Genomic DNA, 12,708 nt, shown 5'->3' with positions numbered 1-12,708 from the left:
TGATTATACCATATAATTTTAACCCCAGTATAATGAATATAGCCCGGTGCCAATTAGACGTGGCAATATTGTATAAACCAACAGAACCAATTTTTTAAAGTTTTTTTAATTACAGGGCATCACCGGTGGCTATTAGCTATCAGATTTTGCTATAGCCGTTTCGCCGCCAATAGCAGTGCCGCGGTCACCTGTGAGCAAATATATGTACCAAATTAAATCGAATATAAAACCAACACAAACCAAAACAACATGAGGAAAATTCTACGAATAGCACTGCTGTTTGCCTCCTTTTTCATTTGCGCCCGAAGCATGGCGCAAACAGGCGGCACAGTGGTCAAAGGAACAGTAGCCGACGACAAGGGCGTAACCTTGCCCGGCGTAACCGTTACGGTGAAGGATGCTAAAGTAAACACCATTACCAATATTGATGGTAACTACACCATTACCGTGCCTGCCGGTGGGCGCATTTTGGTGTTCAGCTTTATTGGGATGCAACCGCAGGAAATTACCATTGGCTCGCGTACGCAAATTGACGTAACGCTAAAATCATCCACTACATCATTAAGCGATGTAAACGTAGTGGCTATCGGTTACGGCAGCCAGCGCAGGCAGGATATCAACGGTGCTATTTCATCTTTAAAAGCATCTGATATAGCAAACGTGCCGCAAGCCAGTGTTGATCAAATGCTGCAGGGCCGTGTTGCGGGTGTTACAGTTAATCAAAACTCGGGTGCGCCAGGTAGCCAAACTTCGGTACACATTAGGGGGATTACGTCACTATCGGGCACAAACGAACCGCTTTATGTAATTGACGGGGTGGCCATATCCGGCGATGCGCAAAACCGCAGCACAAGTGGCCGTTCGCCAGCCTTGGGTAATAACGATGAAACCGGCGTAAGTCCGCTATCGTTGATTAATCCAAGCGATATCGAAAGTATCGACGTATTAAAAGACGCTTCGGCAACAGCTATATATGGTTCACGCGCGTCAAACGGCGTAATTATTATAACCACTAAACGAGGTAAAAATGGCTCGGCGCGTATTGGGTACGATGGGTATTACGGCTTACAACAGCAGGGTAAATTCTTACGGATGATGAACCTGCCCGAGTATGCCAAACTGCAGAATGCACTTGCCGATAACGTGCAGGTAACCCGCCGGGTTGATTTTGCAAGCCCCGAACTACTGGGCCCGGGCACTAACTGGCAGGATGAAGTATTCCGCACAGCACCAATGCAAAGCCACCAGCTTTCGGTATCGGGCGGTAAAGACGGTACCGATTATTATATATCCAGCGGTTTATACGACCAACAGGGAACCATCATCAATAGCAAATTTAAGCGTTACTCGCTACGCTCTAACGTTAATACGCAGGTAAAAGAATATTTAAAATTTGGTGCCGTTTTGGGCGGTACACGCAACGAAGAAAACCGTGGGCTGAGCGATAACGGCGGTATTGTTTATACCGCACTGCTAAGCGCCCCCGATATTGCAGTACGTAACCCCGACGGAACTTTTGCCGGCGCAATAAGCACCGGCCCCAATGCCAATGGTTATGGCGGTACGCCAAATGCTGTGGCGCAAGCATCGTTGCTAACCAATAACCTGGTAAGGAGCAATATTAACGGGAGCATATACGCAGATTTGCGTTTGTTTAAAGATATTGTATTCCGCTCTGAAGTAAACGGTGGGTTCGATTGGGCAAAAGCATTGCAGTTTAACCCCACATTTAAGTATGGCGATTACGAAAACAAAACAGCTAATTTAACCGAGTACTGGAGCAATTCGCACTACTGGACCTGGAAAGAAGTAGCATCATACAACCACACTTTTGCACAAAAGCATGTTATTAATGCTACAGTAGGCTATGAGCTTAACTACTCACAGTGGAACGGTATAACCGGATACGTGCAAAACTTCTTCAGCAACGACCTCAAAACATTGAACCTGGGCGACGCCAAATCAGCACGGTTAGATGAGTACAAAGGCAGCCAGGCTCTACAATCGTTCATTTCTCGTGTAAACTACACTTATAACAACAAATACAGTTTAACCGCTACTTTCCGTTCAGATCAGTCTTCAAAATTTGCACCGGGCAAGCAAACAGGTTATTTCCCTGCTGCTGCCGTATCATGGCGTTTGTCTGAAGAATCTTTTATGGCCGGTATTAAAAAAGTTGCAGATAACATTAAGCTAAGGGTTGGTTACGGCCAGGTGGGCAATCAAAGTATCCCCAATTACTTGTACGGGTCGGCCCTTAAGCCATCTGTTACCGGTTTTGGCACTGGGTTCCTGCTCGATAAAATCTCCAGTCCGGATCTTACGTGGGAAACAGCTATCCAAACCGATTTGGGTATAGATTTTAGCCTGTTTGGCAACCGGATAGATGCAACGTTTGATTATTTCAACAAAACCTCAGAAAAATTCCTTTTTCAGGCGGCACTTCCTGCATTCTTAGTAGGCGAGGGTGCGGCTGGTTCCTATCTGGGCGGTGTTAACCCTCCTTACATCAACGGGGGTAAATTAAGCAATAAAGGGTTTGAATTTAGCATCAACAGCCGTAACATAGCTGGCAAAGATTTTAGGTGGAACACTACACTTATCTTCTCGCATTACAAAAACAAAGTGTTATCGCTGGCCAATGGCACGCCATTTATTTCGGGTAATATTGCTAACGGTTTCTTAACCCGCGGCGTTACCCGTACCGAAGTAGGTCACTCTGTTGGCGAGTTTTATGGTTACGTAACCGATGGGTTGTTTACCACCCAGGACGAACTGGTTAACGCTAAACCGCAATTTGGCAACCCAATTTCTAAAGCAGGTACCTGGTTTGGCGATATCCGCTACAAAGATTTGAATAACGATGGGGTGATTGATAATAAAGATCAAACCTATATTGGTAACCCTAACCCAACGTTTACGTACGGTATCACCAATAATGTATCTTACAAATCAGTAGATCTGTCGATATTCCTTAACGGATCGTACGGTGCTAAAATACTTAATGCACTCAATTACACCATTTCGGGCTTATCAGGCTTGTATACCAATCAGCTGGCTTCTGCAGCCAATTATTGGACCCCCGCAAACCCAACCTCTACCATCCCGGCCCCGCGCGGCGGTTTAGATAACCCTAACTTGTTTACATCAGACAGGTTTGTAGAAAGCGGCTCGTACCTGCGTATCCAAAACGTTGTTTTAGGCTGGAACTTACCCAACAAATGGATTCGCAAGGCAAAATTTACCCGGCTTAGAGTTTATGCAAGCGGCCAAAACCTATACACATTTACCAAGTATAAAGGGCTCGACCCAGAGATTGGCTCTATGAACCAGAGCGTGTTTTTAACAAATATCGACTTTGGCCGCTACCCATCAGCCAGAACTGTAACATTTGGTGTAAACGCTGAATTTTAATCAATATGAAAATCATGAAAAAATATAGTAAATATATAATTGGTGCGTTTGTAATGAGCATTGTTACAACAACCAGCTGTAAAAAAGAATTTTTTAACAGGCCGCCCGAAGATGCCATCACGATAGATAACTTTTACCAAACCAACGATCAGGTAGTGGCCAGTACCAACGCGCTTTACAACTCGCCGTGGTTTGGCTGGGTGGCCAAATCGGGCTGGGCAGTTACCGAGCTAACAAGCGGCAACGGCCGTACTTATTCTGATGATGTAATTAGTTTATTCAACTTTTCTTTAACCAACATCAACCCGCGTATTGCCGATGCCTGGAACTCCCTGTTCACGGTTGTGGCGCAGTCTAATGCTTTGATCAATAATTTACCAAAAAAGGTTTCTCCTTCGGTTGATAAAGCTATTGTAAACAACGCCCTTGGCGAAGCACACCTTATGCGTGCGCTGGCGTACTTTCATATTGTAAGGATATGGGGCAATGTACCTATTATTGAAAACAGCGAAGATTTTATAACCAACTTCCAAATAAACACCAACCCGGTGGCAGACGTGTACAAATTTATGATAAACGATCTGAAATTTGCCGAAGCCAACTTAACGGTTAAGGTGAGGGCCGGGTCTTCTATCGCCCAGGGCCACGTATCAAGTGGTTCGGCATCTGCGCTATTGGCAAAAGTTTATTTGTATATGGAGGATTACGCCAACGCCCGTATCGAGGCCGAGAAGGTTATCAACAGCGGCGAGTTTAAACTGTACCGCGGTAACATCACCAACGATCAGATAGCGCTTTATGGCTACACCAACCTGATTGAAGGTAAAGGCTACAACGATTTGTTTAAAACCGTAAACAACAACAACGAAGAATCTGTAATTGCGCTGCAATGGGCCGGTGGTGCTTCTTACGGCCATGGTAACCCGCAACAGGCATCGTTAGCAATGGCCGGGGTAACCGGTACCGGTGATGGATACTCGGTTTTAGGCCCCACTATCGATCTGCAGAATGCATACGAGCCAGGCGATGTGCGCCTGCATGCAACCATCATGAAAGCAGGTGATAAATACCCTGAGATAAACCAGGCCGGCGGTGGTTTTACAGTGCCAGATAATGTTAACTCGCAAGGTACACGTGCGGCTATCAAAAAATACGTTGTAGGTACCCCTGCAGATAACGGGGGTATTGGCGCGGCGCAATCTGCAGCTAACTGTACTTATCTGATGCGCTACTCGGAGGTTTTATTAATTGCTGCCGAAGCTATTTTAGGCAGCGGTGCAAGCACTAACGACCCTACTGCGTTAAAATATTACAACATGATACGCAACAGGGCCGGGTTAACAGCGGTAACATCGTTTACCAAAACAGATCTTTTCCATGAGCGCCGTATGGAGTTTGCTATCGAAAACGATTACTGGTTTGATTTGGGCCGTATGGATGGCTGGCAGGGCATACTTACCGTAAAACACCCTAAGGCACTGGCCGTAATTGCCAACCAGGAAAGGGGTACTTACAGCAACGATACCCCGCCACAGGTTTACAGCGACAAAAAAATTGCAAAGGATGAGTTTTTTAACTTTCCGATACCGCAGATTGAAACCGCTACCGACCCTAAATTGCTGGAGCCACCTGTTCCTTATGTATTTAAATAATTATGAATTATTACAACATCATGAAAAAGATATTTAAACAACCAAAAAGCTTGTACCTTTTGTTTGCAGTAGCGATGCTGTTGGGTATAAACGCCTGTAAAAAGGAAAACAATTACGGTAAGGGTAGCCCCGAAATTACCAAAGTGCGTACCCTAACCAAAAACGATAGCGTGCTGATAGATCATCAGATAGATTTAAATACCACACAAACTTATCCCGAGGTAAGGCCACTTCCGTTCGATTCTACCACCAACTCGGGTAAAGTGTATACCTTATACGCCATTATTGGTAAAAATTTGGCTAATACCAAGCATATTTACATTAACGATGCCGAGGTATATTTTAACATAGCGCTGGCAACAGATCAATCTATCATTTTCAGCATCCCTACAACGGTACCGTTTAGTAATGCGAATACTACAAACAAGCTAAAGCTGGTTACCAGTTTTGGGCAGATAGAGTATGATTTTGTGATAGAGCAGCCGTTCCCGTCAATTACTGCTGTAGATCATATGGCTGGCAATGCAGATGACCTTATTACCATAACAGGTACTACGTTTGATGGGCTTTCGGCTGTTAAATTTGGGCTCATACCAGGTACTATCGTTTCCAGCACATCAACCAAGGCAGTAGTAAAAGTACCTGCAGGTGTAGTGGGCGGCAGTGTATTATCCATAACTACATCAGCCACTTTAGGTGGTGGTACCACAACGGGTCCACAATCGTCCAATGGTATCAACCTGAGCATACCGGGTAATAATACCGAGGCATTTGGGGTGTACCCTTTTGGGTTTACAGAAGCGATATTCGAAGATAATTTTGAAAACGGATGGAGTAACTATGGCTGGAGCAACTCGCCTGATAATAATAGCACAGCCCAGGTTTTACGCGGCACAAAAGCTATTAAGGTGCAGTACGCCGGCGGTTACGATGGCTACGTTTTCCAGGCACCGGGCAATATTGAGGCGAAGAGCGTCAAGATGTCGCTTTATGGTGGTAAGGGAAGCGATAATAAAGTAATACACATGTTGCTTGATTATAACTTTAGTAACTCGGTTGCCATTGTTTTAAAAGAAGGCGTTTGGACAAACTACAACATCCCCATGACTGCTTTTGTGCCTAAGGGAGGCACAGCGCCAAAAACTATTAATTCAATTGTTTTCCAGGAGTTTAGCGGTGTAGCTACACTATGGTATTTGGACGATGTGGGTATAGTGAGGTAGTATATTTATTTAAGGAGGTACAACCACCGGCCACACTAAGCTGGCTGGTGGTGTATTTTTTAAACTTAAAACCCATAATCCCATGAAAATTTATACACTGCTTTGTTGTGCTGTATTTTTTATGCTTGCCCACAAAGCATCGGCACAAAAAAATCTGGTTACCAACGCCGGTTTCGAAGACGAGCTAAACGACTGGGCCGCCGATAACTCCGCCAAAGTTACCCCCTGGGATTATAAAGGCGGCAAAAATGCCTGCGCTATTATTGTTTACAACGGCAACAATTGGGTGGGCCTTAGCCAAACTGTGCGTATACCCAAAAATACATTGGGTATGGAATTTTCGGGATGGCTAAAAACCATCAACGTGGTAAAGGGCGATGACGAATGGAAGGGTGCTATTTTCAATATCGAGTTTTTAGATAAGACGGATAAAAAAATTGGCGAGGGCGAAAATATTGCCCGCCTAAGCGGCGACCACGAGTGGGAGCAGGCCAAAAAGCAGGTTAAGGTACCTGCAACCGCAGTTAGCTTTAGGGTGCTGCTGGCCATGGGTTATGCATCAGGTACCATGCTGATAGATGATATTACCGCCAAAGTTTTAAATGCAGAAGAAGTGGCAAAGCTGTGACCGGTTCGCAGCCTGTGAGATAATGATATGATGACATCCAACAATGTAATGCACGAGATAACGCCGCTTACCCCCGGCGATTGTTTTACCATATCTTCCAGGGTGAAGAACAAGTTTGATTTTCCACTGCACTATCATGATGAGTATGAACTCAACTTCATCATCAATGCCAAAGGCGCAAAAAGGGTTGTGGGTGGCAATATAGAAGTGATAACCGACCTGGAACTGGTGCTCATCGGTCCCAACTTGTACCATACCTGGTTTACCCATCAATGCTGCAGCGAGGACATAACCGAAGTTACCATTCAGTTTCATAAGGATCTGTTCGACGATAAATTCCTCCGCCGCAACCAAATGAGCTTTGTAAAGGCCATGCTGGAACGCTCGCAGCGCGGCATCAGCTTCCCGCCCGAAACGATAATGGTTTTGAAAGACAGGCTGCTTTCGCTGGATAAAAAGAATGGCTTCGATTCGGTGCTGGAGCTCCTCTCTATTCTGCACGATCTCTCCATCTCCCGCAATATGAAAACGCTGTCGGACCCTGCCTTCGCTATCGAAAAATTCAATTACAATAGCCGCCGCATTGAGAAGGTGTATGAATACCTCAATACCAATTACACCAAATCGGTAACGCTGGCCGAGGTGGCCAGAATTGCCAACATGCCCGAGGCATCGTTCAGCAGGTTCATTAAAAAGCGCACCGGCAAAACTTTTATAGATAGCCTTAACGAGATCCGGCTTGGCCATGCCTCGCGGATGCTGATAGACAGCACAACAACGGTAGCCGAAATAGCCTATAAATGCGGTTTTAATAATATCTCCAACTTCAACAGGATCTTCAAACGTAAGAAACTTTGCATCCCAAAAGAATTCAGGGAAACGTACACCGGTAACCGGATCTTTATTTGATGTGCAGTCCCGATAGATATCGGGATCAGATGTACAGATGAGGAATAAAACAATTGGAATACAAATAACCAACCCCTACTATAGTAACAACCAATCCCAATGAGAATTTTTACCAGATCATTTACTGTACTAATGCTTGCCCTCGTGATATTACAGGCGTGTAAAAAGGATAGTAAGCCAGCAACCCCGGTAGATACGGGCGGTACCGGCGGCACTACTGATGGCGGCACAACCGTGATCCTCCCCCAAACCGACCCTGCGCTGGCAGCAAGCCAGGGCTTTTTCCTGGATGCCTGGGCACCCAAAACCTTTGATATACCTGCTACGCTAAAAACAGCCACTAAACCGGCTGCAGGCAGCGTCACCGTTGCTGTTGATTACAGCAAGGTGGTAAGCAAAGTATCAAAGTACCTGTTTGGGAATAACACCAATCCCTACATGGGCCAGTATGTTACCGAGCCTGTTTTAATGGGGAACCTTACCGCGCTCTCGCCAAATATTTTGCGTTTCCCGGGCGGTAGTATTTCTGATATCTATTTTTGGGATGGCGTTATACCTGCCGATGCGCCTGCACAGATCCTGAACAACGCTGGTGTTACAGCCGACGCGGGTTACTGGCTGGGTAACAGACCCGATAGCTGGACCTTCTCCTTAGATAACTATTACAAGGTTTTGCAGCAAACCAACAGTACGGGCATCATCACTGTAAATTACGGATACGCCCGTTACGGTACCGGCCCAAAACCAGCCGAAGCCGCTGCTCACCTCGCTGCTCAATGGGTACGCCATGATAACGGCCGCACCAAATACTGGGAAATTGGCAACGAAAACTTTGGCACATGGGAAGCAGGTAACCGCATCAACACTGCCAACAATAAAGACGGGCAGCCACAACTGTTAAACGGCGTTTTATACGGCAATCACTTTAAAATTTATGCCGATTCGATGCGTAAGGCAGCGGCAGAAGTAGGCAATACCGGCATTAAAATAGGCATTGTATTAACCGAGGCGGATGAAAAAAACAACACTTCCACCATCGTCCAAAACTGGAATGCCAATGTGCTTTCACAGGCAGGTAACTCGCCCGATTTTTTTGTGATCCACAATTACTACACCCCTTATAATCAAAACTCTACCCCCGAGGTTATCCTCGCAACACCAGGCCCGGTTACAACCAGCATGATGAGTTGGGTAAAAACATCTGCCACCAATGCTGGTGTCAACCAAAAACCCGTAGCGTTGGATGAGTGGAATATCTTCGCCACCGGTTCAAAGCAAATGGTATCAAACGTAACGGGGGTACACGCCGTAATGGTACTGGGCGAAATGCTGAAGAACCAATACAGCATGGCATGCCGCTGGGATTTGGCCAATGGCTGGGATAGCGGGAATGACCACGGCCTGTTCAATATAGGTGATGAGCCCGGCGCAGCCAAATGGAACGCGAGGCCAGCCTTCTATTACATGTATTTCTTCCAAAAATACTTTGGCGACCGGATGGTAACGTCTACCGTAACCGGCAGCCCGGATATTATAAGCTACGCTTCGTCGTTCACATCTGGGCAGGCGGGTACGGTGCTGGTAAACAGAAGCAGTGCCGACCATGTGGTTACTATCAGCTTTAAAAACTTTGCTCTCGGTACAAAATATTACTACTACACCCTTAACGGCGGTACAGATAACGGCTCCTTTTCGCAGAAGGTTTTGGTTAATGGAACGGGGCCGGCAGGCGCTTCGGGAGGCCCGTCAAACTACAGCACAATTGCGGCAAATACTTCCGATATTGCAGGTGGTATAACCGTAAACGTACCCGCCCGTGGCGCGGTATTCCTCATTGCAGAAGGTAAATAAAACTATGACGACAAAACATTTGGCAGCTGGCTGCCTGGCGCTGGCAGGCGTTTTAATATTCAATTTAAAGGTATCTGCACAAACTGATGGCGTGGCCCCGGTGGCTGTAGCAAAAGTTAAACTGGAAACCGGTAACCTGGCGCCAACCCCGCCAATGGGCTGGAATAGCTGGAACACTTTTTAAACCAAAATTGATGAGCCATTGCTGAAAGGGATGGTGGATGCGTATGTGTCATCGGGTATGAAGGATGCAGGGTACCAATACTTTGTGTTGGACGATGGCTGGATGACGAGGAACGCGACGCGAAAGGCGACCTGGTTGCCGATCCAAAGAAATTCCCTAACGGAATGAAAGCCTTTGCCGACTATGTGCACGGTAAAGGCCTAAAGTTTGGGATTTACAACTGCGCGGGTAACAAAACCTGCGCCGGCTACCCAGGCAGCCGTGGGCACGAATACCAGGACGCCCGTCTGTATGCATCATGGGGTGTCGATTTTTTAAAATACGATTGGTGTAATACCGATAGCCTGAACGCGAGGGAAGCTTACATCACCATGAGTTCGGCGTTAAAGGAAACGGACCGGCCTATTGTTTTCAGTCTGTGCGAATGGGGTAATCATAAACCCTGGCTTTGGGCAAAAGGCGTTGGTGAATTATACCGCACCACCGGCGATATCACCGCCAATTTTGACCATGACAAACACATGGGTACCTGGACAGCCAGCAGCGTAATGACCATTTTAGATAAGCAACCTGCTATTCGCCAATATAATGGCCCCAACCATTGGAACGACGCCGATATGCTTGAGGTAGGTAACGGTATGAGTTATGCGGAAGACAAAGCCCATTTTTCGATGTGGTGCATGTTATCTGCCCCGCTGGCAGCCGGTAACGATCTGCGGAATATGTCGGAACAAACCAAATCTATCTTAACCAATAAAGAGGTAGTAGCGAATAGATCAGGATGCTTTAGGCATAGCCGCCTATAAGATACCGATGGCGGATAGCGTTGAAGTTTGGGTGAAGCGCTAAAGAATAACGAGGTGGCAGTATGCTTCCTCAACGTTCTAACCACGCCCAAAAGCTTAATATCAAATGGGCCGATTTGAATGTGGAAGATAAAACAATCGGCTTAAACTTAAAACTTGCCGAAGGTACTTACACCCTGCGCGATCTTTGGTTAAAGAAATCCGCAGGTACTACAAAAGGTGCCTTTAGGCAAGATGTCGCATCCCACGACGTGGTGATGCTGAAAATGGTAAAGCAATAAAGCGATGTCCTATACAATGCGCCCAGCTTTTTCAACCAGGTTTTAGGTTGCGGTTGTGCCTGCGAGGGTTCCGTTTGTTTATTTGGTAAAATTCACTAAGCAGAATTTAAACGGAAGGAATGTTAATTTAGCGCATGGTTACGCAGGAGCAAATTGAAGATTTTATACTGAACGGGCATAAGGAATACATCCCTCATGTGTCGTTAGATTGCGCCATTTTTGGTTACCACGAGCAACAGCTGAAGTTGTTGCTGATAAAGCACAAAGCAGTAGATGGTTGGTGCCTGCCCGGGGGATACATCAAACGCACCGAGAAACTGGTAGAGGCCGCCGCCCGAAACGTAAAGGAACGCACCGGCGTTGATAACCTTTTTTTACAGCAGTTTAAAACCTTTGGCGACCCCAACCGGGCCAGGTTTGAGGAGTTTGACGAAGAACGCTGGTATCAGGCTGTTGGTGTGCGCATTGGCCCCGGTAACTGGCTGCTCGACCAAACTATCTCGGTTGGCTTTTATTCGATAACCGATTTCTCGCGGACGGTTTTGCAGCCCGATATGATGAGCATAGATTGTGAATGGTTTGATATCGAAAGCTTACCTGCACTGGAATTTGACCATGACGAGATGGTGCGCGAGGCCCTGGATACCATGCGCATACACCTGTACCATTACCCTATTGGTTATAATATGCTACCCGAGAAATTCACATTGACGGAGATCCACGCGCTATACGAAACCCTGCTGGGCAAAAAGCTCGATATCAGTAATTTCCCAAAAAAACTAATTGCGCTTGGATTGCTGATCAAACTGGACGAAAAACGCAGCATTGGCCCGCACCGTTCTCCGCATTTATACCGGTTTGATAAAGAGCGCTATGATGAGGCACTTAAAAATGGCGTAGTTTTAAGCTGATTATTTTATTTTTGAACATGAGAAAGTTACTGCTGTTGCTTGCCATATTGTTTACCTGCAACTTATCAAATGCCCAGGTTGCCTCCATTGCCAAAGGCGAGCGTTACCCGCTTAGCATCGGCATTATCGATCATGTGCAATCTGCTGTGATGGGCGAGGACCGTACGCTTAATATTTACCTGCCCGATGGTTACGATAAAGATACCACCACCAAATACCCCGTAATTTACCTGCTGGATGGTAGTAAGGATGAGGATTTTATCCATGTGGTTGGCGTTGTACAGTTTTTAACCATGATACAAGCCATGCCAAACACCATTGTAGTGGGCATAGCCAATGTAGACCGTAAGCGCGATTTTACCTACCCATCAACTAACCCGGTCGATGTAAAGCTGGTACCAACATTAGGCGGATCGGCAAAATTCACGACTTTTTTAGAAACGGAGCTGCAGCCGCATATCCAAAAATTTTATAAGGTGAGCAGCAGTAAAACCCTCATCGGGCAATCCCTTGGCGGTTTACTGGCCACGGAAGTGCTGTTGAAGAAACCGGCCCTGTTTACCCAATATATTATTGTAAGCCCAAGCCTTTGGTGGGATACCGAAAACCTGCTGAAGGGTGCTGTTGCTATGCGCCGCTCGCATTCGTATAAAGGTGTAAACGCGTACCTGCTTGTTGGCAACGAAGACCCGCAGATGATAGGTGATGCTAAAAAACTCGCTCAGATTTTAAAGGCCGATAGGGATTTGAGATCTACCTTTAGCTATCTCCCTAAGGAGGATCATCTCACCATTTTGCACAATGCCGTTTATGAAGCCTTACTGGCGCTGAATAAGAAGGCCCGGTAAA

11 protein-coding genes are annotated in these 12,708 nt (G+C 46.2%); all 11 read left to right on the top strand.

What is annotated here, in order from left to right:
* The first annotated feature begins 249 nt into the window (after positions 1–249).
* Positions 250–3,414, top strand: a complete 3,165-nt coding sequence (locus ABIX36_RS02480) for a TonB-dependent receptor (protein WP_348080580.1) — start codon at positions 250–252, stop codon at positions 3,412–3,414.
* A 14-nt stretch (positions 3,415–3,428) separates the two neighbouring features.
* Positions 3,429–5,066, top strand: a complete 1,638-nt coding sequence (locus tag ABIX36_RS02475) for a RagB/SusD family nutrient uptake outer membrane protein (RefSeq protein ID WP_348080579.1) — start codon at positions 3,429–3,431, stop codon at positions 5,064–5,066.
* A gap of 20 nt (positions 5,067–5,086) precedes the next feature.
* Complete coding sequence (locus ABIX36_RS02470; protein ID WP_348080578.1) at positions 5,087–6,289, top strand: IPT/TIG domain-containing protein; 1,203 nt, start codon at positions 5,087–5,089, stop codon at positions 6,287–6,289.
* Positions 6,290–6,371: 82 nt separating this feature from the next.
* Positions 6,372–6,917, top strand: coding sequence for a hypothetical protein (locus tag ABIX36_RS02465; RefSeq protein ID WP_348080577.1), 546 nt, complete (start codon positions 6,372–6,374; stop codon positions 6,915–6,917).
* A gap of 27 nt (positions 6,918–6,944) precedes the next feature.
* Positions 6,945–7,826: an AraC family transcriptional regulator gene (locus tag ABIX36_RS02460; protein ID WP_348080576.1), complete on the top strand. Its 882-nt coding sequence runs from the start codon at positions 6,945–6,947 to the stop codon at positions 7,824–7,826.
* Between the two features lie 99 nt (positions 7,827–7,925).
* Positions 7,926–9,677 (top strand): alpha-L-arabinofuranosidase, encoded by a 1,752-nt coding sequence (locus ABIX36_RS02455; protein ID WP_348080575.1) that lies wholly within the window; start codon positions 7,926–7,928, stop codon positions 9,675–9,677.
* Between the two features lie 4 nt (positions 9,678–9,681).
* Positions 9,682–9,861, top strand: a complete 180-nt coding sequence (locus ABIX36_RS02450; RefSeq protein WP_348080574.1) for a hypothetical protein — start codon at positions 9,682–9,684, stop codon at positions 9,859–9,861.
* Positions 9,862–9,878: 17 nt separating this feature from the next.
* Positions 9,879–10,667 (top strand): glycoside hydrolase family 27 protein, encoded by a 789-nt coding sequence (locus ABIX36_RS02445; protein ID WP_348080742.1) that lies wholly within the window; start codon positions 9,879–9,881, stop codon positions 10,665–10,667.
* Positions 10,668–10,729: 62 nt separating this feature from the next.
* On the top strand, positions 10,730–10,948 hold the full coding sequence (locus ABIX36_RS02440) for a hypothetical protein (RefSeq protein WP_348080573.1): 219 nt from the start codon (positions 10,730–10,732) through the stop codon (positions 10,946–10,948).
* Between the two features lie 134 nt (positions 10,949–11,082).
* Positions 11,083–11,859, top strand: coding sequence for an NUDIX domain-containing protein (locus ABIX36_RS02435; protein ID WP_348080572.1), 777 nt, complete (start codon positions 11,083–11,085; stop codon positions 11,857–11,859).
* 17 nt (positions 11,860–11,876) lie between these two features.
* Positions 11,877–12,707: an alpha/beta hydrolase-fold protein gene (locus tag ABIX36_RS02430; RefSeq protein ID WP_348080571.1), complete on the top strand. Its 831-nt coding sequence runs from the start codon at positions 11,877–11,879 to the stop codon at positions 12,705–12,707.
* The last annotated feature ends 1 nt before the right edge of the window (position 12,708 follow it).

This window comes from Mucilaginibacter sp., from assembly GCF_039925265.1.
Lineage (GTDB): Bacteria > Bacteroidota > Bacteroidia > Sphingobacteriales > Sphingobacteriaceae > Mucilaginibacter.
This window is presented reverse-complemented; position numbering and strand designations above follow the sequence as displayed.

Bases quoted from the DNA above. Each gene is read 5' to 3' on its own strand.
- ABIX36_RS02435 (WP_348080572.1), top strand. From the start codon at position 11,083: ATGGTTACGCAGGAGCAAATTGAAGATTTTATACTGAACGGGCATAAG.
- ABIX36_RS02465 (WP_348080577.1), top strand. From the start codon at position 6,372: ATGAAAATTTATACACTGCTTTGTTGTGCTGTATTTTTTATGCTTGCC.
- ABIX36_RS02460 (WP_348080576.1), top strand. From the start codon at position 6,945: ATGATGACATCCAACAATGTAATGCACGAGATAACGCCGCTTACCCCC.
- ABIX36_RS02475 (WP_348080579.1), top strand. From the start codon at position 3,429: ATGAAAAAATATAGTAAATATATAATTGGTGCGTTTGTAATGAGCATT.
- ABIX36_RS02470 (WP_348080578.1), top strand. From the start codon at position 5,087: ATGAAAAAGATATTTAAACAACCAAAAAGCTTGTACCTTTTGTTTGCA.
- ABIX36_RS02440 (WP_348080573.1), top strand. From the start codon at position 10,730: ATGCTTCCTCAACGTTCTAACCACGCCCAAAAGCTTAATATCAAATGG.
- ABIX36_RS02480 (WP_348080580.1), top strand. From the start codon at position 250: ATGAGGAAAATTCTACGAATAGCACTGCTGTTTGCCTCCTTTTTCATT.
- ABIX36_RS02450 (WP_348080574.1), top strand. From the start codon at position 9,682: ATGACGACAAAACATTTGGCAGCTGGCTGCCTGGCGCTGGCAGGCGTT.
- ABIX36_RS02430 (WP_348080571.1), top strand. From the start codon at position 11,877: ATGAGAAAGTTACTGCTGTTGCTTGCCATATTGTTTACCTGCAACTTA.
- ABIX36_RS02455 (WP_348080575.1), top strand. From the start codon at position 7,926: ATGAGAATTTTTACCAGATCATTTACTGTACTAATGCTTGCCCTCGTG.